Origin of the sequence: Eubacterium album, assembly GCF_025336545.1 — a bacterium.
In the GTDB taxonomy this organism is placed as follows: Bacteria; Bacillota; Clostridia; order Lachnospirales; family Lachnospiraceae; genus Eubacterium_U; species Eubacterium_U album.
The window spans coordinates 1-23,977 of the sequence record NZ_JAODBU010000011.1; the positions used below are offsets into that span (position 1 = coordinate 1).

21 protein-coding genes are annotated in these 23,977 nt (G+C 31.1%); 3 read left to right on the plus strand and 18 right to left on the minus strand.

Annotated elements, in window-relative coordinates; genetic code table 11:
* Window positions 1-222 precede the first annotated feature (222 nt).
* The 3 genes from N5B56_RS10765 to N5B56_RS10775 all read right to left on the minus strand — a co-directional run bounded on the left by N5B56_RS10765 (window position 223) and on the right by N5B56_RS10775 (window position 4,269).
* Entirely contained in the window at window positions 223-1,374 is a 1,152-nt protein-coding gene (locus N5B56_RS10765; RefSeq protein ID WP_260978917.1) for a leucine-rich repeat domain-containing protein, read from the minus strand.
* A 106-nt stretch (window positions 1,375-1,480) separates the two neighbouring features.
* Window positions 1,481-3,694 carry a S8 family peptidase gene (locus tag N5B56_RS10770; RefSeq protein WP_260978918.1) on the minus strand — a complete coding sequence of 738 codons (2,214 nt, stop codon included), beginning with the start codon at window positions 3,692-3,694 and terminating at the stop codon, window positions 1,481-1,483.
* Entirely contained in the window at window positions 3,691-4,269 is a 579-nt protein-coding gene (locus N5B56_RS10775) for an accessory gene regulator B family protein (RefSeq protein WP_260978919.1), read from the minus strand. Before N5B56_RS10775 ends, N5B56_RS10770 begins: the two co-directional genes overlap by 4 nt.
* A 225-nt stretch (window positions 4,270-4,494) precedes the next feature.
* Here N5B56_RS10775 and N5B56_RS10780 point away from each other — a divergent pair, with 225 nt between their 5' ends.
* Both N5B56_RS10780 and N5B56_RS10785 read left to right on the plus strand, forming a co-directional pair.
* Window positions 4,495-5,205 carry a LytR/AlgR family response regulator transcription factor gene (locus tag N5B56_RS10780; RefSeq protein WP_260978920.1) on the plus strand — a complete coding sequence of 237 codons (711 nt, stop codon included), beginning with the start codon at window positions 4,495-4,497 and terminating at the stop codon, window positions 5,203-5,205.
* Between the two features lie 3 nt (window positions 5,206-5,208).
* Window positions 5,209-6,474 (plus strand): sensor histidine kinase, encoded by a 1,266-nt coding sequence (locus tag N5B56_RS10785; RefSeq protein WP_260978921.1) that lies wholly within the window; start codon window positions 5,209-5,211, stop codon window positions 6,472-6,474.
* Between the two features lie 211 nt (window positions 6,475-6,685).
* Here N5B56_RS10785 and N5B56_RS10790 read toward each other — a convergent pair whose 3' ends face one another.
* The 9 genes from N5B56_RS10790 to ftsH form a co-directional block, all read right to left on the minus strand.
* A complete protein-coding gene (locus N5B56_RS10790) occupies window positions 6,686-6,946 on the minus strand; it encodes an HPr family phosphocarrier protein (RefSeq protein WP_022088885.1) in 261 nt (86 codons plus the stop codon).
* Window positions 6,943-7,911 (minus strand): DNA-binding protein WhiA, encoded by a 969-nt coding sequence (gene whiA, locus N5B56_RS10795; protein ID WP_260978922.1) that lies wholly within the window; start codon window positions 7,909-7,911, stop codon window positions 6,943-6,945. Before whiA ends, N5B56_RS10790 begins: the two co-directional genes overlap by 4 nt.
* Window positions 7,912-8,016: 105 nt before the next feature.
* A complete protein-coding gene (gene rapZ, locus N5B56_RS10800) occupies window positions 8,017-8,877 on the minus strand; it encodes an RNase adapter RapZ (RefSeq protein ID WP_022088883.1) in 861 nt (286 codons plus the stop codon).
* Window positions 8,878-8,895: 18 nt separating this feature from the next.
* Complete coding sequence (murB, locus tag N5B56_RS10805; RefSeq protein WP_260978923.1) at window positions 8,896-9,813, minus strand: UDP-N-acetylmuramate dehydrogenase; 918 nt, start codon at window positions 9,811-9,813, stop codon at window positions 8,896-8,898.
* Between the two features lie 129 nt (window positions 9,814-9,942).
* Window positions 9,943-10,887 carry an ROK family glucokinase gene (locus N5B56_RS10810; protein WP_117908383.1) on the minus strand — a complete coding sequence of 315 codons (945 nt, stop codon included), beginning with the start codon at window positions 10,885-10,887 and terminating at the stop codon, window positions 9,943-9,945.
* 15 nt (window positions 10,888-10,902) lie between these two features.
* Entirely contained in the window at window positions 10,903-11,844 is a 942-nt protein-coding gene (hprK, locus tag N5B56_RS10815; protein WP_178514921.1) for an HPr(Ser) kinase/phosphatase, read from the minus strand.
* 131 nt (window positions 11,845-11,975) lie between these two features.
* A complete protein-coding gene (gene uvrC / locus N5B56_RS10820) occupies window positions 11,976-13,874 on the minus strand; it encodes an excinuclease ABC subunit UvrC (protein ID WP_260978924.1) in 1,899 nt (632 codons plus the stop codon).
* Between the two features lies 1 nt (window position 13,875).
* A complete protein-coding gene (locus N5B56_RS10825; protein ID WP_117908379.1) occupies window positions 13,876-14,535 on the minus strand; it encodes a YkgJ family cysteine cluster protein in 660 nt (219 codons plus the stop codon).
* Between the two features lie 527 nt (window positions 14,536-15,062).
* Complete coding sequence (gene ftsH, locus N5B56_RS10830) at window positions 15,063-17,048, minus strand: ATP-dependent zinc metalloprotease FtsH (RefSeq protein ID WP_260978925.1); 1,986 nt, start codon at window positions 17,046-17,048, stop codon at window positions 15,063-15,065.
* Window positions 17,049-17,637: 589 nt separating this feature from the next.
* Between ftsH and pyrG the strand changes: the two genes are divergently transcribed.
* Window positions 17,638-19,242, plus strand: coding sequence for a CTP synthase (pyrG, locus tag N5B56_RS10835; protein WP_260978926.1), 1,605 nt, complete (start codon window positions 17,638-17,640; stop codon window positions 19,240-19,242).
* A gap of 27 nt (window positions 19,243-19,269) precedes the next feature.
* On the opposite strand, the gene N5B56_RS10840 is transcribed toward pyrG, so the two are convergent.
* From N5B56_RS10840 to N5B56_RS10865, 6 genes are all read right to left on the minus strand, one after another.
* Window positions 19,270-19,788, minus strand: a complete 519-nt coding sequence (locus N5B56_RS10840; protein ID WP_260978927.1) for a VanZ family protein — start codon at window positions 19,786-19,788, stop codon at window positions 19,270-19,272.
* Between the two features lie 119 nt (window positions 19,789-19,907).
* Complete coding sequence (locus N5B56_RS10845) at window positions 19,908-20,234, minus strand: hypothetical protein (RefSeq protein ID WP_022088874.1); 327 nt, start codon at window positions 20,232-20,234, stop codon at window positions 19,908-19,910.
* Between the two features lie 574 nt (window positions 20,235-20,808).
* Complete coding sequence (locus tag N5B56_RS10850) at window positions 20,809-21,222, minus strand: NUDIX hydrolase (RefSeq protein ID WP_260978928.1); 414 nt, start codon at window positions 21,220-21,222, stop codon at window positions 20,809-20,811.
* A gap of 132 nt (window positions 21,223-21,354) precedes the next feature.
* Complete coding sequence (locus N5B56_RS10855) at window positions 21,355-22,701, minus strand: ATP-binding protein (RefSeq protein ID WP_260978929.1); 1,347 nt, start codon at window positions 22,699-22,701, stop codon at window positions 21,355-21,357.
* Window positions 22,702-22,986: 285 nt separating this feature from the next.
* Window positions 22,987-23,160, minus strand: coding sequence for a hypothetical protein (locus N5B56_RS10860; RefSeq protein ID WP_022088871.1), 174 nt, complete (start codon window positions 23,158-23,160; stop codon window positions 22,987-22,989).
* A gap of 18 nt (window positions 23,161-23,178) precedes the next feature.
* Entirely contained in the window at window positions 23,179-23,961 is a 783-nt protein-coding gene (locus tag N5B56_RS10865; protein ID WP_260978930.1) for a class I SAM-dependent methyltransferase, read from the minus strand.
* Between the last annotated feature and the right edge of the window lie 16 nt (window positions 23,962-23,977).

The following is a 23,977-nucleotide window of genomic DNA, read 5'->3' on the forward strand; positions in this document are numbered from 1 at the left end:
TTGTGTACTTTTTTTCTTTCTCTTGCCATAATTAAGGCCTCCTATAATAATAAATTTTATCATAGAAGGCCTATTAATTATATTTAAATATTAATTTACAGAAAAACTTTCACACTCTCGACTATCTAAGTGACCAATCCAAGTCTATGTCTGTACCCTCCTCTCTACTCATTTACTGATTACAGTAATGCATATAAAAACCGGATGCTTTTTTCTCATATGCTACCTCCTTATTATTTTAATTTGTTGTTTATCTCCTTTTTTTACAATTTGACATTTTTTTACATATATCTTATCAATCTTCTTTGCCTTTGATACATCTATGTTTTTTATAGGATTTCCTTGCAAAGAAAGAGAATGAATTTTTGCATTTGTTAAATCAATGTTTTCTATTTTATTAAATGATAAACATAAATGATTTATTGATGGCGTTTTACTCATTCGCACTTTATCAATTTCCGTAGCTATTACTGTCACTCTCTTCAATTTATCACATTTCGATATATCTAATTCTTTTATTCCTTTGCATTCATATAAATCTATATTTTTTATTTTTCCAATTTTAATATTTTTTAAATATTTTGAGTACCATACTTCAAGTCTTCTTAAATTCTTTAACTTTGATACATCTATTTCTTTTATTCCTTTACCTATTTCTTTCATGGAAATATTTTTAAGTTTCTTATTTTTTCCATACACGATGCCATTACAATTAAATCCTATTGCCTTAAATCTTTCTAAGCTATGTACTTTTGAAAGGTCAATAACACTATCGGTATATACAGAATTAAATTTTATCTGTTTTATTTTATCTCCAAATTTTATTTGATCTAAATTTTTAATATAGTTCAATTGTACTTTTTCCAAATTTGGGAAGCGATTTAATTCATATTTTGCTTTATATTTTTCTCCTGATATAAACAATTCTTTAACTTTATCTAATTCATATAATTTTTCAAAATTTAACAAGCCATATTCTTCTATTATTTCATCATTATGTTCAACAATTTCCACACAGATTCTTATTTTCTCTACATTTTTAAATATTTCCAGTCCTCTACAGTCAATAACAGAATATTTGAAATTACTATTATCCAATCCATCCATATAAGTATATGTATCATCAGGATCTATCCATAATTCTGTTACTGCATCAATTTCATTTTGGCTCAATTGATTGTCATTATTGGAATCAAAGGATTCGCTGACTAATTCTCTTACATATTCACTCGGAAAATTTTTCTCATTAATTTCAATGCCTTTTTCTTCCTTCTTATCACTTTTTGTATATTCTATATTATCATTTGAACAGCCACTGGTTATTAAAATTATAACTGTAAACATTGCATAAATAATGATTTTTTTAACGTTCATAACACCCTCTCCTTAATATATTTTTTCTTATCTTAATTTTATTATATTAAGAGATTTATTTCAAATAAAGGTTTAGTCATAACAACTAAACCTTTATTTATTATTATCATTGTAATAGTCCCGGTATTCTTTGTTGTTTAGACACATCATCTGTCCATGTATTAGCCGCTAAGTTTCTTCTCCATTCCTGATAAGTTGAATCATTTCCACTATTTGCCTCAGCCATAAATACCAAATCTTTCATTCTAAAACTTCCATCGAAAAATGGATTATTATACATAATATGCTTACTTCTTATAGTGTAACTTGAACTAATGTTAGATGAATTAAATGCCAGTTCAAATGCGTTGTTTACTACTTTTCCTGCTGCATTATATCTTCTAGGTGTCTCACTTATATCGTCTGTAGGTGTTACATGCTCCCAATCTTCCCAATTTACTCCTGACATTGCAAATTTTTTTCTGTATGCTCTATGTGCAAATGCATCTGTTATAATATGTAAACTCATTCCAAACAATACGCACCTTATATTATCATTATTCTTCTTATAACTAATTTTGTAATTATCTAACGCTTTATTCCATCTATCATCTGTTTTTAGCACATTTATATCTTCTATCATTTTGCTATACTGTGCATTTGTTAATCCATTAGGTTTAGCAACTCCTGAAGGTGTTACACTAGCATTTTGTATTACTTTCCCAACATAATATACCGCAGCCATATAATTTGTATCTGCATTTAATGAATGCCATATGTCACGTTCTACTTTATCACTTTCATCTTTTTTATACATTAAATAATTATCATTGTATCTTATTCCTAATTTTATTAAGTTTAACTGTTTTGTTGTTGCTTTTCCTCCATTTAAATTACTTACTAATGCCTCATGATTATCTCTAGACCATTTAGCTGTAACCTTACTCATTTCATCGTCTATTTCTATTTCACTATCATTTTCTAAAATATCATTATTAGTTGCATATTCATCATACATTTTAATAGCATACTCCATATCTACCAGATTATAGTTTTTGCTATCTTTACATATACTATTTGCAGAATCTTCTATCAAGTTTCTTATAAAGTCTGCATCTTTAGTTTTATCTTTCTGCCATAATACACTAGCAATTCCAACTACATGTGGTGCTGCCATACTAGTACCGGATGAAACTGTTTCCATTCCGAAATTTGCAACTGTTTTAATTAATTCTCCGGGTGCAACTACATCTACTTTATCTCCATATGAACTCGTTTCACTTATGTCAGCATTTGAATCAATTGCTCCTACACTAAGCACTTCTTTATACGCTGCCGGATATTCAACTATTCCATCACTTTTTCCTCTATTTCCTGCTGCTGCAACAATTAGTATTCCTGCATTATTTGCATCTATTATTGCTTTATGTAATATTTTTGAATTAATAGTTGTTCCTAAACTTAAATTAATAATATCCACATCATATTCTATTGCTTTATATATTCCTTCTACAAGTCTGTTTAATGGCGCACTATTTTCTCCATCCAACACTTTTATAGAATATAATTCTACATTACTGTTTATTCCCTTTGCATATCTTCCTTCAACTGACTTTCCGGCAATTATTCCTGCAATAGCGGTTCCATGTCCTGTCATATCATCATATATAGGTAATACTCCTTCTTCCTCCGGTACAAGATTATATCTTTCTTTTACGTCTATTTCTTCACATAAATCAACACCCGAATCTATTATTGCAATTTTTATCTTTTCAGTATCATTTTCATTACTATTATCAGACTGATTAGCATTAACTATTTCCAGATTCCAATTGTCAGTTACTATATCCGGATCTATCTCTTCGCCCGCTCCTTTTATTACAATATTCTGTTCAACACTTTCTATATTCTTTTCATTTTCTAATTTTTTCGCCTGTTCCTGAGTCATTTTTACATAGCAAATATTATTATCATTTAATTTTTTCACATTTTTATCATCTATATTTTTGTATTTGTCAATAGTCTTATCTTTTTCATTAGAATTCTTCGTCATTACTAAATATTCTTTTTTATCAATATTTTTTTCATTTTCATATGCATATGTATTTATTCCGCTCACAAAAAACATTGACATTGCAACTACAGTTGCTATTATTCTTTTGCTCACTTTCTTCATATTTACCTCCAATTTTTTCTCTCGTTTACTATTACAGTTTCCTTTCGCAATCTCTTCCATTATTTCATTAGGTAGGTCCACTTCCCCAAATAAAATATGACTAGCTCTGGTTTCTACCATTCCTATTGACAGTTCAGCCAATAAGTTTGCTATTAAATCTTTCATATATTTTCTCTCTCCTTGTAATTTGATATGAATACTCTTAGTTTCTCTAATAAAGCATTCATCAATATTAATATGACCATTGTCATAATCTCACATTCATATCTTTTTAATATAGTCGATGTTATACTTATGCATATTAATATCAATAAAGCCTTTATTTTTATTACTAGTCTCATTTTTTCTGTATATATTTTCCTGTCTTTTGATTCTATAGGAATTTTCATCACAATAAATGCCCCAAATCCCAATACAATCATAATCTTTGTATATTTATATATACTTACAAACTTTCCAAGAAATATAGATACCGCACACATTAGTATCGAATAAAACAAACATGTAAAGTAATTTTTGCAGTGAAACCCTCCTACATACGGACGCAGACTAATTAATACTGCAATTACTATTAAAACCTCTTTTCTTTTACCTATTACTGAAAATATAATAAATATTATTGCTATCTTCTCTACCTCTCCAATAATAGATTCAAGTAAATAACAAATTTTTACTTTTGTTATTTTATCCAATCCCTCTGCCAGGAAATCAGAAAATCTCATCGCTAGCAAATGATTCATTTTCTTTACTCTCCTTACCTTAAAACGATTACCATTTCTTATATTTTCATTCTAAGATATTAAGGATATTGCTTCAATTCTTTCTTCGTACTCTTTCCCCAACGACAATTAACTGTACACAAACTACATTTATTTTAATTGACCATAATGTTTTCAATCTATATACTTTAATTATGACAAACATCATCTTGTAAAATTTGTCATTGTATTGGAGGTAATTTAATTATGTATAAAATATTAATTGTAGAAGATAATTCTATAATTACAGATTTTCTTATAAATGTAATATCAGAATTATACCCTAAATGGTCGGTTTATAATGCCGATTCTTATAAGAAGGCAATTGACATTGCGATGAATCAAGATATCGATTTATTTATCCTTGACTATGAATTAAATAAAGACAATTTAACTGAAAATGGATTTAATCTTGGCATTGAATTAAAGAATATTCCTAAATATAAGAATACGCCTATGGTTTTTGAAACAAGTTACCCAAATCATATTTTTTCTATTATAAATGAACTTCATTGTATTTATTATTTGATAAAACCGTATGAGAAAGCAGATATACAGCATATGCTTAATAAGATTTTAAATTACAATAATCTGGAAAAACGTTTTTCAATAAAGGATTCATTTGGAATTAACTCTTATATAAATGATAATGACATTATTTATGTTAACACCAACAGACATACCCTTGAAATTTTTACAACCGCAAATTCATTTTTATGCATGAATTATTCATTAGCACAGCTTATCAAAGAGTCTGACATATTAATTCAGTGTCATAAAAGCTATGCGATAAATCCTAAATTCATTACAAATTTAGATAAAACGACATATACTGTAACTCTTCAATTTAATGATAAAGTATTTTCAATTCCAATTGGTCGAAAATACAAAGAAACACTATTAAGAAAGATGGATTAATATATGAATATAAATTTTATAGATTATTTTTCAACAATTATAGAAACACTATTTTTTCTTGTTTTAAGTACAGGATTTTTATCAAAGAGACCTAAATTATCAAAGGTAATTCTTTCACTGGCTCCGATATGCATTTTTAAATTTGCCTTTATATTTTTACCTGTGTCATGGCAGGCAGAATCGTTATCATCATGTATAAATATAATACTTGGGATTCTTTCAATTATGATATTAACAGATTCAGGAGTATTAGCCTCCATCTTTTGTTATATATTAGCTTACATTATCGGTTTTCTTTTGCAAATTGTTTTAGTAGCATTTGTTCCTTTGTTGGGAGATTTTGTTAATTCAGATTTATTTTCTCTTTTAGGAGCAATTTATACCTTAATATGTGCAATTGTTATCAATCATTTTTTTAACCTAAGGAAAATATATTTTTACTTATTTGAAGGTGGCAAACTAATTACATTTATAATAACAAATGTTTTTGGGTTAAGTTTTTTATTTGCGCTTTATTTCAAATTAAATCGTTCAAATTTTGCTGAAATTATTTTATTTATACTAATTTCATTTTTTACTTTAGTATCAATAAATATTGTATTGATAAATCAATTAAAACGACTTCGTGTACAATCAGCACAACTTAATGCTTATGAGCAGTATCTTCCTGTTCTTGAATCTCTTATCCAAAACGTTAGAATTAAGCAACATAATCATACAAATGAAATTCAATCTATTATTTCTCTTCTTCATACTTGTAATGATTATGATTCTTTAGTTTCTGAGATGACAAAATATATTAATATCAGCTTAGATTCCACTGAACCTGATTATCTGCTGAAACTCAACTTGCATCTTGTAGCAGGATTTCTTTATCATAAAAAATTGACAGCTTCCGAACATGGAATAGTTCTGGAGTATAATGTCCTTTCTTATAATTTAGAATCCAAAGTTCCTGAATACACCTTAGTTGAACTTTTTGGCATTCTAATAGACAATGCTATAGAAGCCACTCCTAAAGATGGAACTGTACATATTACAATTAATTCTGCTAACAGAAAAATTATTTTTTCAACTAGAAATCCGGGATATGTTTTAACTCCTGATGATAGAACAAATTTCTTTACTAAAGGATATACAACTAAATCTACCAATACAAACTCCGGCTTGGGTTTATATAATCTTAGGGATATCGTTTTAAATCAGTACAATGGCAGTGTTTCTCTTTGGAACGAGGGAACTGATATTTTGTTTGAAATTATTGTGTAATAATGGGATTAATTGAGAAAATTCTATATGCCTCATCATTTACATCAATGCTACATTAATTCATCGTGCTACCTATATGCTTTACCCAATGTGTGGAAATTTTTACAATAAAAAGATGCTGTCGCGTTTAACACAACAGCATCTTTTTATTTATCCTATTACCAATAATTTTCTTATATATTTATATTTTCCTGCCTAATATTAATACATCTTACTCTGCATTATTGCTAAGATATTCTTCAATTTTGTCAATAGCCTGAACTTCATCCTCACCGTCAGCTGTTACAGTAACTGTTTCACCTGATGCAAGTCCTAATGTCATCATTCCCATGATGCTCTTTGCATTTACCTTAACATTTCCATGTTCTACATAAATCTTGCTCTGAAACTGACTTGCCACCTGTACACATACCGCTACCGGTCTTGCTTCCAATCCTGTCTGAATTCCTATTGTTATGTCCTTTGTCGTCATTGATCTAATCCTCCCTGGGTATTACCTCTTAAATCGTCTGCGATTTCGCTTATTTTGCGTAATCTGTGGTTTACTCCTGATTTTCCAAGTGGTGGCTCAAGCAATCCACCAAGTTCCTGCAATGAAGAGTCCGGATTCTCCAGTCTCACCATGGCAATATCTTGAAGTTTACCCGGCAAATAATCTATGCCTGCTTTATCTATTATGTATTGGATATCATCAATCTGTCTGCATGCCGTATTAACTGTTTTTTTAATATTGGCTGCTTCACAATTAACTTGTCTGTTATAATAGTTGCTCATACCTTTAAGAATCCTTACATTCTCCATTTTCATAAGAGCAACGTGTGCTTCCATAACATTTAAAACATCCACTATGCCTTCGCCTTCTTTGATATATACCACACAATTACCCTTTCTTGCAACCGTTTTTCCCTCAATATTAAAAATATTCAGTATATCCAGTATCTGTTTAGCCTTAAGTTCATTATTGCATGCTATCTCAAAATGATACGATTTGTTAGGGTCATTAATTGATCCTGTTGCCATAAATGCTCCCCTAAGGAATGCCCTTTTACAGCAATTCTTCATTATTACTATATTATTTTGTACTGACAATATTTCCTCAATATCACCATCATTATTGACTAATTTTGTTGCCTGAAGTATTTTAAGGCTTTCCTCATGATTCTTTATATTAACAGTATATGTTCTTGCCTTATTAGAATATGCACTTGTCCTTATGGAAATTTCAGGTTTTATTCTAAATGATTTTTTTATTAAATTTGCATACTTCCTTGCAACAGCCAATGTTTCAGTTCTCATCTTGATAGAATATTTGTTATCCCAGGAAATAATTACATTCCCGCACATACTTGTAATCGCGGCAATTTCAGCAATTCTACAATGCTGTGCATTACTCATTTGCCTCGATAATTCTTCTTTTACTTCACTTGAAAATGACATTTTTACTCCTACTAAAAAGTTCTTGTCTGCTAACATCTATTAATTATGTTGTCATTAAAATATCTCCGTCTTTTAACAGCTATTTTATTTTTGTTTTTAAAACAACTATCTGTTAATATCTCTGTGTGATATTTTTATTCCGTATTGTGCATCTTCAACATCAAGTGCGGCATACAGTTCTCCTGCAACAGTTACTGAACGATGGTGTCCTCCTGTACATCCAATTCCAATTACAAGCTGATTTTTTCCTTCTGCGATATAATTTGGAATAAGGAATCTTACCATATCAATTAATTTTTCCAGAAATACCTGAGTTACATCTGCATTTAAAACAAATTCCTGTACCTCTCTGTCGAGCCCTGTTTTATGCTTAAGCTCCGGTTCATAATATGGATTTGGCAAAAATCTTACATCAAATACTAAGTCACAATCTGTCGGTATTCCATGTTTAAAACCAAATGACAATACCGATATGAACAGATTCTTGTACCCTTTACTCTGAACAAATATTTTTTCCAATTCTACGCGCAAATCTCTTACAAGCAGATTACTTGTATCTATGATGTAATCCGCCTGCTCACGCAAGAAAGCAAGCCTTTCCTGCTCAACTTTTATGCCGTGGGCAACACTTTTATTCTCACCCATAGGATGAGCTCTTCTTGTTTCTTTAAATCGCTTGATGAGCATTTCTTTACTACAGTCTAAAAATAAAATTTCATATTCCTGACCTTTATTTTTCATTTGCTCAAGAACTTTATTTATTTTGCCCAAATTTTGTCCACTACGAATGTCCACACCTATGGCTACTCTGTTAACTTCACTCGTCTGACTATAAACTAAATCAGCAAACGTTCCTATGAGTTCTATAGGAAGATTATCTGCACAATAATAGCCGCTGTCTTCTAAGATTTTAAGTGCTGTTATCTTACCTGAGCCTGACATTCCTGTAACTATAACAAATCTCATAATTGTCCTTTCATTTTATTACCATTTAACAGCCGGTAATATTTTAACCTCCGGTTCCAGAGTCACCTGAAATTCTTCGTATACTTTTTTTCTCACATCTTTCATCAAATTAATGATATCTGTTGCTGTTGCATTATCATAATTAATTACAAATCCACTGTGTTTTTCAGATACCATTGCACCACCTACACGGTAGCCCTTTAATCCTGCATCCTGAATTAATTTGCCTGCAAAATATCCTTCCGGTCTTTTAAATGTACTACCGGCACTTGGGTATTCTAAAGGCTGTTTTTCTTTTCTTTTAGCCATTAATTCTTTCATATGCATTTCTATTTCATCTCTGTTGCCTTCGTGCAACTCAATGCATGCTTCAAGTACTATCATTTTTTCTTTTACAATAATACTTGTTCTATACCCTAACTCTAGTTCTTCTGCTTTAAGAGTTTTCATTTCTCCATTATTATCAAGTACCTTAACCCACTTAAGAACATCCTTCATTTCCCCACCATAGGCACCGGCATTCATTGTTACCGCTCCACCTAAGTTTCCCGGAATTCCATGGGCAAATTCAAATCCTGTCAGGCTTTCGTTTAATGCCTTTACTGCAATTTTAGATAATTTGGCTCCTGCCTTTGCAACTATCTCATTTCCATTTATTTCTATTTCCGCTAATGCAGAATCAATTTCAATTATCACACCATCAAATCCATCATCCTGTACTAATAAATTACTTCCATTTCCAATGACATAATATGGAATATTTTCTTCTACACATAAACGCAGAACATCCCTGACTTTTGTATATTCATCAGGGATTACATAGTATTTTGCAGTTCCTCCGGCTCTAAATGTACAGTGTGAACTCATCGGTTCATCACATCGCACATTACTATCACCGGCAATTAATTTTAATCTGTTTTCCAGACTTTTATTCATTGAAAAAATCTCCATTCAACTATTTTGATTATGTTTCTATATTAGATTTAAAGGCAAATATGTTAAATTCACAAAAAAATACATTTATGATTAACATTTGCTACAAATCTACTTTATAAAAACTGATATTTATTTACATATCATTGCTGCTGCACCATACATTCCTGCGTCATTTCCTAATGTTGCAAGATGTACTGCTGCGTCACCACATGCTGCAAAACATGTTTCACGGTATTTATCTTTAATAGCATCAATAAGGAACTGTCCTGCCTTACTAACACCTCCACCTATGATAAATGCCTGAGGATTTACAACTACTGCGATATGTGACATTGCTGTTCCAAGATATGTACCCATTGTTTCAACAACTTCATTTGCTCCTGCATCTCCTTCTTTTGCAAGGTCAAATACATCTTTAGCTGTGATGTTTTCTCCAAATTCTCTCATCTTTGTTTCTTTATCTGTATTATTCATTAAGCGTTTTGCAAGTCTTACAACACCTGTTGCTGATGTAAACTGTTCAAGGCATCCTTTTCTTCCACAATTACAGCTGTCTGTTTCATTATCATCTACATGCATATGACCAATTTCACCTGCTCCACCATTGTAGCCTGTGAGAATCTTTCCATTAATTATAACTCCACCGCCTACACCTGTTCCAAGTGTAATCATTACGATATCATCATAATCTTTTCCGCCACCCTGCCATGCTTCTCCTAAAGCTGCAACATTAGCGTCATTTCCTGCCTTAACCTTTATTCCTCTGAACATTTCAGATAACTTTTCTTCTACATTGAATGTTCCCCATCCGAGGTTTACACACTGAAGAACTGTTCCGTCATTTGTAATAGGTCCCGGAAGTCCGATTCCTACGCCTTCGATATCATCAAGGCTTATTTCTTTTTCTGCTAACTTAGCCTCCATTGCCTCGCAAATATCTGAGAGGATATTTTCACCAAAGTTCTCTGTTCTTGTAGTAATTTCCCATTTGTCTAAAAGTTCTCCTGCTGTGCTGAAAAGTCCTAACTTTACTGTTGTTCCTCCCACATCAATGCCAAAACAATAATTCTTCATTTTTTTATTTTCCTCCTAATCATCATCTTCTTCACTTTTTTTCATAATGTTATTCTGAACTCTGTTATAAAGTTCTCTTGCTGCATTATAACCCATCTTCTTCTGTCTGTGGTTAACTGCCGCTGCTTCTACAATAACCGCAAGGTTTCTACCCGGTCTTATAGGTATTGAGTAACATACAACCTGATTTCCAAGGAATTCAATATACTGGTCCTCTAACCCTAAACGGTCATATTCTTTTTCTCTGTTCCATTCTTCTAATTTTATTACCATGTCAATGTTCTGTGTATCTTTAACATTTTCAACACCGAACAAAGTCTTAACATCAATAATACCTATTCCTCGAAGTTCAATAAAATGTTTTGTTATATCAGGTGAAGTTCCAATTAATGTTTCTTCACTTACCTTTCTTATTTCTACAACATCATCTGTTACAAGACGATGTCCTCTTTTAATAAGTTCAAGGGCAGCTTCACTTTTACCAATTCCGCTTTCACCCATAATCAAAACACCTTCACCATAAACATCAACTAAAACTCCGTGAATTGAAATACAAGGTGCAAGTTCTACATTAAGCCATCTTGTCAAATCAGCATAAAAACTTGACGTTGTCATATCTGTTGATAAAACAGGTACTCCATTCTTTCGTCCTACCTCAATCAAATCTTCATCCGGCTCAATTCCCTGACATATTACTAAACAAGGTATTCCGCTTGTCATTAACATGTTATACATTTCAATACGTTTCTCATGAGTCATTTCTGAAATATATGCCCACTCAACATTTCCTATAATCTGTACACGTTCTTTATCAAAATGATTAAAGAATCCTGCTAACTGCAAAGCCGGTCTGTTTACTTCCGGAATTGTTATCATTATCTTATTAGTATCAATTTCCGGTATATAATTTTTAAGATTATAATTTTCTATTATTTTTGAAAACTTTACTTTTGCCATATCTATGTTCCTCCTATTTTTTATTTCACATAAGAATATGTTGCATAAACCTATTCTTAAGCCCTTTTTTACTATTTCCGTAATATATTCTTCCTAGATTTTAACATCATAAACACTCTTTGTACACTAATTTAATGAAAAAAATCATAAACACTTTTTGCAATATTTTTTGTAATAGAAGGTGCCTGCTCTAAATTTTCTAATGATGCCTCTTTTATATTGTCAATCGATTTAAAATGTTGCATCAGAGCCTTTCTTCTTGCCGGACCAACTCCCGGGATGTCATCAAGAATAGATTTAACCTGTTTTTTACCTCTAAGACTTCTGTGAAATTCAATTGCAAATCTATGTGCCTCATCCTGAATTCTTGTAATTAATTTGAATGCCTCCGAATTTCTGTCTATCGGAATTTCTATATTGTTATAATATAGCCCTCTTGTCCTATGATTATCATCCTTAACCATTCCACATACCGGTATGTTCAAATGAAGTTTATCAAGCACTTCAAGGGCAACATTAACCTGTCCTTTTCCACCATCCATCATAATAATATCAGGAAATTTGCTGAAACTTCCAAGTTCATAATCTCTTCCGTCTTCATCCATTTTTTCTCTTTCCTCTAATCCATGGGAAAATCTTCTAGTAAGAACTTCCGCAAGACTTCCGTAATCATCAGCGCCCTTTATCCATTTAATTTTAAATCGTCTATAACTGTTTCTTTTTGGCTTCCCATCTTCATAAACTATCATCGAGCCTACTGATTCATATCCGTTAGTATTAGAAATATCGTAAGCTTCCATTCTATGAATATTTGTTAAATTTAGCAATTCTTCAATTTCTTTTACGGCTCCGATTGTTTTTTGCTTTTCTCTTCTGTATTTTTCCTTATTCTGTTCTAGGAGATTTCTCGCATTTTTATTTGCAAGCTCCACAAGTTTTTCTTTCTGACCTTTTTTCGGTTTTACAATTTTTACCGTAAAGTTTTGATTTCTGCTAAGCCATTTGCTTATCAGTTCTTCATCTTCAATTTCTGTTGGCACAAATAACTCTCTTGGAATAAACGGAGTTCCCACATAATACTGTTTGATAAAATTAGTTACGATATCCATCCCTGTATCACCCGGAACAGTATTCATGTAAAAATGTTCTCTTCCTATTAATTTGCCATTTCTGACAAAGAAAACCTGAACTACTGCATCATTTCCTTCCTCTGCATATCCTATAATATCCCTGTCTTCAAACTGATGCGTTGTAATTTTCTGATTTCCGGCAACATGATTTATGCTATTTATCAAATCTCTGCATTCCATGGCTTTTTCAAAATCTAAAGCCTCTGATGCCTTCATCATTTTTTCTTCTAATTCTTTTATTGTATCTTTATAATTTCCCTCAAGAAACTTTATAGCCTTATTTATATTTTCTCTATAATCTGCTTTTGAAATGTAGCCCTGACAAGCCCCATCACACTGTCCTATATGATAATAAAGGCACGGTCTTCCATTTATTTTGGGCACCTGCTTATGTTCACCATCAGCTGTCAGTGTATCATCCGTAACTATTGACTTATTGCAATTTCTTATGTGATACATTTTCTGAAGCAGGTCTATCGTATCCTTTACCGCTCCTGAACTTGTAAATGGTCCAAAATACTTGCTCTTGTCTTTCTTCATTCTTCTTGCAAATAAAATTCTTGGATAATCTTCATTTATCGTTACCTGCACATACGGATAACTTTTATCATCCATAAGCATTGTATTGTATTTTGGTCTGTATTCTTTTATAAGATTGCATTCTAATATGAGCGCCTCTAATTCTGAATCTGTAAGAATATATTCAAACCTGCTTATTTTCTGAACCATTGATTCAATCTTCGGTCCTCTTTTTTTTACATCTTTTCTGAAATATGAACTCACTCTTCGCTTTAACTTTACTGCTTTTCCAACATAAATTACATCATCATGAGAGTCATACATAAGATATACGCCCGGAGTTTCCGGCAATTTTTTTAATTCTTCCTGAAAATTAAACATTCTATCCTATTACTTCTTTCACCTTATTTATTCTCTGTGTAAATTGCAAATAAAATTCATTATTCACATCATATGGCATTAAATAAAATAATTTTACCAAATACATTGTTATTGTTTTAATCTGACTTTCATCCTGCATTCCTTTCAATATATGTTGTATGTCTTTTAGGAAATAATGCCATATAACAATGTATTCATGGTATTTATTTATATTATCTATTCCAAGCCATTTATCTATTCTAACTTTAGTTTTATTTTTCTTCGGGCATTCATAAATCTGATTAAAATATTTAAAATCATTATCATCGTATATTCTGCCTAACGGGAACAATCTGCATATACCAGGTCTGTTTGAATGCACACTGCATCTTCCGTTTTCATCTAGAAAATAACATTTCCCACCGTCTTCCTGCATTTTTAAGTTTGGCAAAATGACACCGTCTGCTACATTTAATTCCACCGCCCTGCTCATCAATTCTTCCATTGTGATTCCGGCTTTTGCAAATTGGTATATATCATATGGATCAAGCACTATTGACTCTCCCATATTGTGACAACACTTGCTGCATCCCTCGCAGTCGTTGCATCCTATCCTTGCCAAATCATTTTCTGTATATAATTTTCCATCTGTCATCTCTGACAAATCCCAATTTCTCTCCATGTTTACCTCTTGTGACTATATATTTATTTACTATCCTGCAATTATAGTGAACTGCTAATTATAGTAAGCTGCTAATTACAGTAAGCTGCTAATTACATTTTTTATGATTTGTGATATAGCTAATAATAATATTTATTTCATATGTTTTAGTGATTTTTTATTAGCATATTTATTATCTGTAATTTGTTGAGTTTATTTTAATTTTTATTCTAACATAAAACTATTTATCGGGCAAAATAATCGATTTCAGAGAGTGTATAATGTAGTATTTGTTATTAAATATTACGAATATTTTTGCCAATCCTATTTAAATTCCGTAATTGCAATGAAAAGAATTTTCAACAAAAGTTTGACAGATTAATAAAGGCTATACTTCAACAATATTACTTGTAAAAGTATAGCCTCTAATTCAAATTATTCATTGATGCTTGAACTTGTATAAGAGATAATGTCTCTTAAAATAGTTCTTATGGTTTCTTTTTTATTCTAAAATGTTCTGATTTACTCTTCATATTTTTGCTGTCTGATTAACATTGTCTATCAGTTTCAGACTTATCTGCATCTTTATCTGTTGTCTGATTAGCATTCTGCTCTCCTGCTTCCTCAGCCTGGCACTGATGATAAATTTCCATAAACTGCTTTCCTGTAATTGTTTCTTTTTCATATAAATATTCAGCAATCTTATCGAGCTTGTCTCTGTTTTCTGTAAGAATTCTCTTTGCTTCTTCGTATTTTTCTTTCAAAAGAATCTTTATTTCTTCTTCAATTTGTGAAGCTGTCTTTTCACTACAATTTAAACTTGTACTTCTTCCTAAATACTGATTTTCTACCTGTTCAAGACTCATAAGTCCAAACTTCTCTGACATACCATACATTGCAATCATTGATTTTGCAATCTTTGTTGCCTTTTCCATATCATTTGAAGCACCTGTTGTAACTGAATCAAATACAATTTCTTCTGCTGCCCTTCCGGCAAGAAGCATAACCAGTCTTGCTTCAAGTTCGCTTTGTGACATCAAATATTTTTCTTCTTCAGGTACTGTCATTACATATCCTAAAGAACCCATCGTTCTTGGTACAATTGTAATCTTCTGTACAGGTTCTGCATCCTTTTCAATTGCTGTTACAAGAGCATGACCAACTTCATGATAAGCAACAATCTTCTTTTCTTCTGCTCCAAGAATCTTGTTCTTCTTCTCTTTACCTGCAATTACAACTTCTACAGCTTCAAATAAATCAGCCTGTGAAATCGCTTTTCTACCGGCTTTAACTGCATTAATTGCTGCTTCATTAATCATATTTGCGAGGTCTGAACCAACAGCTCCACTTGTTGCCAATGCAATTTCTTCAAGATTTACTGTTTCATCCATCTTAACATCTTTAGAATGTACTTTTAATGTTTCCAATCTTCCCTGTAAATCAGGTGTATCTACGATTACTCGTCTGTCAAAACGTCCTGGTCTTAACAATGCCGGATCAAGCACTTCCGGTCTGTTAGTTGCAGCTAAGATTAAAATACCTTTAGAAGAATCAAATCCATCCATCTCAGCAAGCAATGCATTTAATGTCTGTTCTCTTTCATCATTACCGCCACCATATTTTGAATCTCTGCTCTTACCAATAGAATCAATTTCATCGATAAATATAATACATGGTGCATTTTCCTCTGCCTGTTTAAATAAATCTCTAACTCTTGATGCACCTACACCAACATATAATTCAACAAAATCTGAACCTGATAATGAGAAGAACGGTACTTTAGCTTCACCTGCTACTGCCTTTGCAAGTAAAGTTTTACCGGTTCCCGGAGGTCCTACAAGCAAAGCTCCTTTTGGAAGTTTCGCCCCAATTTCTGCATATTTTCCGGGATTGTGAAGGAAATCTACCAATTCAACTACTGATTCCTTAGCCTCATCCTGTCCGGCTACATCTTTAAATGTAACACCTGTTTCTTTCTGAATGTAAACTTTGGCATTGCTCTTTCCAACTCCAAATATTCCATTTTTGCCACCGGCACTTCTTTTCATCATCATGCCAAAGATAAAATAGAATACGGCAAACATAATAACAAGCTGTATTACATAGAAAATTATTTCCTGTGAGCCGCTGTCAAATTGTGCCTTAAAATTAACATCAGTATATTTTGTTTTTAATTCCTGAATCAGTGAAATATCTCTATCTTCTAAGTCTGTTGTCCAATATTTATACTGAATAAATGAATTTTCTGAGCCTTTTAAAGTTAATACAATTTTTCCTTTGTCAAATACTACTGTATCAACTTTGTCCTGCTCTAACAAAGCTATAAACTGATTATATGTTATTTCCTTTGTTGTTAACGCACTTGTCATATAAGATGAAAGTGACATAAATAAAAATGCGGCAACTATTGCTATTACTATAGGTATAATTGTGTTTTTGTTAGGTCTGTTGCCATTACCATTATTACCTGAATTATTACCATTATTGTTGCCATTATTATTTTGATTATTATTTTGATAAAAATTATTGTCCATCTAAAATTCTCCTGTCAACTGTGTAATTGTAGTTTATTTTATCATTTTGTCTTAATTAATGCCAGTTATATAGCATATTTTTTATCTCACATACCATACTAATGTTATTTTATGAAAAAAGATTTAACAAATATTAAATTTTTATTTTTTTCGTTTTCTCAAATAATCCGGTAATTATATATCACCTTTATTTTCTTTGTTTTCTCATATAACCATCACTTATACTTTCTATTTATTTAACAATTACCTAAAGTGCTTATTATAAAGGTTATAATTATTTATTTTAATTTGTCAGTGCTTTTTTCTTATTATTATAAACTAAAGTATGCATAATAATTACATATTTTTTGTATTTCACTATATAATCAAAAGTTTTTTTTTCAAAAATTCATTTTTTCTGATTTTTTATAGTATTGCGTTCTTATATGTTGTATATTTTAATCGTGTTTGTTTTTTTAGAAAATGAGCATTTTAATATAATAAAATAGGTACAACAAAACACTTTCAGAAATATTGTTTTAATTATTTTTCGAATTTAAATATATTTGATAAAATCAATTTTTTCTGATTGAATTATAGGAGGAAAATTATGTCAGTAAAATACGTATTTGTAACCGGTGGTGTTGTATCCGGCCTTGGCAAAGGAATTACAGCCGCTTCCCTTGGCAGACTTCTTAAGGCTCGTGGATACAAAGTAACAATGCAAAAATTTGATCCATATATAAATATCGATCCCGGTACTATGAATCCAATACAGCACGGCGAAGTTTTCGTAACTGATGACGGTGCTGAAACAGACCTTGATTTAGGTCATTATGAAAGATTTATCGACGAAAGTCTTACAAAAAATTCAAATGTAACAACCGGTAAAGTTTACTGGTCTGTTCTTACTAAAGAACGTCGTGGCGACTTTGGTGGGGGAACTGTTCAGGTTATTCCTCATATCACAAATGAAATCAAAAGCCGTTTTCACAGAAGTTTAAATGAAGAAACTGAAATCGCAATCATTGAAGTAGGTGGAACAGTTGGTGATATTGAATCACAGCCATATATCGAAGCAATCAGACAGTTCCAGCATGATGTTGGACATGAAAACTGCATTCTTATTCATGTAGCATTAATGGTTTATCTCCCAGCATCTGAAGAAATGAAAACAAAACCAATTCAGATGAGTGTTAAGGAATTACAGCGACTTGGTATTCAGCCGGACATCGTTGTATGCCGTACAGAATTTGAAATTGATGATATTTTAAAAGATAAAATCAGTCTTTTCTGTAACGTGCCTGCAAGCCATGTTGTACAAAATTTAACTGTAGACATGCTTTATGAAGCACCTCTTGCAATGGAAAAAGAACATCTGGCTGAAATCGTATGCGAAAGTTTAAATCTTGATTGTCCTGAACCTGACTTAGATGATTGGAAAGCAATGGTTAAATCAGCAAAGAATCCTACAAAAGAGGTTACTGTTGCTTTAGTTGGAAAATATATTGCATTACACGATGCTTACATCAGCGTTGTTGAATCATTAAAGCATGCCGGATATGCTGCTAACGCAAGTGTAAATATCAAATGGGTTGACTCAGAAACTGTAACAGATGAAAATGCTGCTGAAGTATTTGGCGATGTTTCAGGAATCCTTGTTCCTGGCGGATTTGGAAGCCGTGGTATTGAAGGAAAAATTTCTGCTATCCGTTATGCACGTGAAAACAACATTCCATTCCTTGGTCTTTGCCTTGGTATGCAATTATCAATTGTTGAGTTTGCAAGACATGTTGTAGGATTTAGAGATGCACATAGTGTTGAACTTAATTCAGCAACTACTCATCCTGTAATTTCTCTTATGGCTGATCAGGAAGGTGTTGATAATATCGGTGGAACATTAAGACTTGGTTCTTACCCATGTAAATTAGCTAAAGACAGTTTAGCATACAAATTATATAAAGAAGAATTAATTCATGAACGTCATCGTCATCGTTACGAAGTTAACAATGACTATCGAAAGGATTTAACAAACAACGGAATGATGCTTTCAGGTATTTCTCCTGACGGAAGAATTGTTGAAATGGTAGAAATTCCATCTCATCAATTTTTCATTGCTACTCAGGCACATCCTGAATTTAAAAGCAGACCTAATAGACCTCATCCATTATTCCTTGGATTTGTTAACGCATCACTCGATAATCAGAACAAATAAATATAAACCAAAAACAGGGAAAAGCCTTCAATTGAAAGCTTTTCCCTGTTTTTTACTAACTATTGCATAAACTCCATATCCGATTGCGCCACCAAGTGTATTTGCCAATATATCATTTATTTCAAAAAATCTTCCTGAAAACATTTGCAATACTTCTATTGCTATTGAAAAAAACATTATCCCTAAGATTATTTTTAACGGAGATAATTTGAATACAAATGGAATCAAAGCACCCAATGGAACAAATAATCCAATATTTAATAGTAGCATCATCCATTCCCCTCTACCTGACGGTAAATAGAAACCTATAGAACCTACAGACTCTTTAAACCACTGTAGATTAAATTGCATTCCAATAATTCCTGTTATTTCCAATATTGTCCAAATGTATACCAGACACAAATACTCTACTATACACTTTGATTTCTTTACTTTCTTTCTCTTTCCCAATTTAGTTGATATAAGTATTATGGCGGCATAAATAACTGCTGCCGGAATTAGTGCCATAATCATATAGGATATGGCTGTTATTATGTGTGTTTTCATTTAATTCCTCCCTCTAATTATTCTTAATTTCAGTCACATTCCAATAGGTGTGTAATCCATTATTAAAAACAGATGCACCTCTAGGCACCTGATAAATAGTATTATATATATTATAGTAATCACCAACTCCGGTTATCACTGATATACTGCCAACTATCAATAATCTCATGAGTGAATAGACTAATTATTATAATAAACCCACTAACAACCATCGAAAAAATCAGTTTCATTTTAAGATGGTTCTGTAATTTCATTAATGTGTCGTATAATGCAAATCCTGCTATAGCAATTACTCCCATTACCATCGGCAATGAAATTATAGTTGCTTTAAGCATGAATTTATTTATATTTTCCGGTTCTTTAAATCTAACACTTGTATCTAAGATTTCATTTTTTTGAAGTTGTTTCTCATTCTCATAAATTCCCCTAAACTTTATGTTATACATTCTGTCTCCTTTGCAATAATGTTGTTTCCATAAAGTACATTTCTAAAAAACAATACTTAAATGTCGCATGATTTGCTATCTGCTACAGTTCTTTTAAAAATCTAAATTTCGTATAATAATACTTTTAACTTTTCTTTTATGGGAAATAAAATCTGATACATATATTTATTAGAATTACTAAAATATATTTTAGATAATCATTTTCATGACCTCCCCCTTAATATTTAACCAATACATCAGTAAATTATATATTATTTTACATAATATTACAATATTTATCCACCATTGCACCCTTGAAGAAATGATTAAAATAAAAATACTCAAGTATTAAATTATACGAAAAAAGCGATACACCACGAAAATGCAGACTTTTCAGTTTCATTACTTTCGTGGTGTATCGCCTTTATTCTTAATCCATATTTATTTAAAAATTGTAATAGTAAACCTTTATGTGTCAAAATACTCTTTCTTTACAAACTCTCACATACTACGTCTTGCCATCTTTATTATGTCGAATACACTAAATATATTACACATTCACAGATAAAACATCTGAAATTTATCACTATATTAATCATTTCAACAGTTCGCCTTTAAGCGTTTGAATATGTCGAACAATATGTCCAATATTTCCCTCTCCCGCATATTGTGTTTCATCAAAAAAATTATTATCTAATGTAGACCAAAACAATTTGTTTTCTGTGCCCTTAACATCTATTATTTTATTTAACTTTCCAACATAAACTTCAAGGTAACAGTTTTCAAGATAATATGTAAAATCCATCATATGTAAAAGTGTAATATCATCTTTTGTTATGGTTGTTTCTTCTTTAAGTTCTCTATATGCAGCGTCAAGTCCATTTTCATTTTTTTCTATTTTTCCACCCACAAAATTCGCTAATCCCTTATATGGCTCTTTTTTTCTTTTACACATCAATATTTTATCTGCATTTTCATTATATACTACTATTATATTATATCCTCTCATATTTTCACTCTCATAAAATTTATTTTCATTATATAAACAACACAATTTACTCATTTAATTATTAAATAATAATAAATCAAACTCTTTTATCTATACGAATAAGTAAACTCACTATAACTGTTCCCTACTTATTTATTTGAAAATATCTTGCTTATCCATATATCTTTTTAATAAGAATATGCAAAAATACGGAAACGTAATTATATTGTTATTAATTCCAATATTACCTGTAGTAAATTTTATTCCATGCTTAATATCTGAATATTTTTCGCTATTAATTAATTGTCCTAATGATTTTGACCTGTTATTATTTGCCTTCACTTCAATTGGTATAAGTTCATTTGCACTGCGAATAAAGAAATCCTCTTCTAAAGAAGAATTTTCTTTTTTGTAATAATATAATCCATAACCTTGTTTTATCAATGCTTCGGCAGCAAAATTTTCATATAAAGCACCCTTATAAATTCCCATATTTTTATTTGCACGTAAATCTATTTGAGACTCATCATCAAGATTTGAAATTAAAATTCCTGTGTCTGCCATATAAACTTTAAATTTACTATCATCTATATTTCCTTTTAATGGCAACTCTGCAAATCCCAAACAATAACAAACATTAACAAGTCCTGCATTTTTTAACCATTCCACACATCCCATATATTCTTTTGCCCGTCCACCTTTGGATACTTTTGAGTATTGGAATTTTCTATTTTCTTTTGCCAATTGAGCAGGTATTGATTGATAAACGCTTAATATTTTAGCCTTATCCAATCCTTCAGCATATTTTACAATATCATTTTCGTAGTCATTATTTAGTTGTCGTTGCAAAGCTAATGAGCCTTCAAATGTACCTTTTTCAATATACGTCGATACTATATTGGGCATACCACCTAATATGCAGTACTCCAAAAATAAATTGGAATAAACCTGATATTCTATTTCAGTAAAAGCCTTTTCTTTAAGCATATGCACTAGCATATCTGATATGTCTTTATTAGAATACCCTTTTGCCCATAAGAATTCTTCAAAATCCATGGAAAACATTTGATAATCTGTTTTATATCCCACACTAATACTTGCTATACGATGATACTGAACTCCCAATAATGACCCTGAACATATAACGTCATACTTACCGTTTTCTTTAAAAAATTTTAGCGCTGTTGCTATTTCAGGAAAATCTTGAATCTCATCAAAAAAAATAAGTGTTTCGTTCTCTTCAAATTGTTTTGTCGGGTCTATTCTACTTATTAACCTTACAATTGATTCAACCGCAAATCCCTCTTCTATAATTGATTTGTATTTTGGTTCTGTAATAAAATTTATTTCTATTATATTTTTGTAATTACTCTTTGCAAATCTTCTAATTGTCTCGGTTTTTCCTACCTGTCTTGCCCCCTTTATTATTAATGGATATCTATCTGAATTATTTTTCCATTCCTGCAAATAATAATCAGCTTTTCTTTTAAGATAAGTCATATTTCGCTCCTCCAAAACCTTCTTATATAATACCAATTCCAGCAATCCCTAACTATGATGACTACGGATTGTTCCGTGTTATGCGCTTGCACAATCCTACCCTGACATCATATATTATACACTATTTTACATTTTTATGAGCGATTTTTTTAACTTTTTTACATTTTTATGAGCGAACTTTTTTATAATATTTACATTTTTATGAGGGAACTTTTCATCAATTCCAACACTTTTATGAGGATATTTATTTTTTCAAATATAGATATGCCATCATCCTATAGTACTTTACTCAATAATTTCATATTGTAACATCTCATATTTAAGATTTGTGCCTTCATTTATTCCCTCTGGTAGTAAAGCTCTTGCTACCAACTTTATATTTTCACTTTCAATATCTGTTCTTTTTAAATTTGCATAGTCTCCATCAATACTGACTACCGTATAGTAAAAAGTTTGCATTGCAATTCTCCTTAAAAATTAATTTACTTTTAATATATCCATAATATGATTTGATGCACCTATCAAGTCCATTCTTTCACAGGTTATTAAATGATATTGAATAAATTTTTTATATTCTTCTTCTGAAAAATTATCAATAACATTACTCATATAAGTTGCCGCTCCATCTGTTGCAACTATCTTTTCTCTTGTCACATTTTGGCTGAAATTCACTTCATCAATATCTTCTATTCTAACCAAATCAAAGATTTCTTCGATATCTGATTTAAATTTATAATCAGGAGTTATTTTATCTAAATATTCCATGATATGTTTTTGTTCAAATAAATATTGAAGTACTGTTGCTTCATTTAAAACATATGCGACAAAAATATATCCACCTTTTTTAGTAACACGTACAGCCTGTTCTAAAACCTTCTTTTTATCTTCCATAGTAAACATATGGTACATTGGTCCTAAAACTAATGTCACATCAAATTGTCCCTCTGAGAATTTTGAAAGATTAAGCGCATCGCCTTGCTCTGCACATATATTCATCTCATTTGTTATTTTAGATTTTAATATTTCGACATTATGTTCTACATATTCTATCGCATTAACATTATATCCTTTTTCTGCATAATACAGCGAATATCTACCTGTACCTGCCCCTACTTCCAAAATACAATCTCCGTCCTTTAATATATTATCTATGTATTTTGTTGTTGTAATAAATTCTATATTTCCTACTCTATCTGCTAATCTTTTCTCTTCATCGCAGACATCTGTGTAAAATTGATTTAACATTTGTTCTCTATTCATTTTACTACTTCTCCCA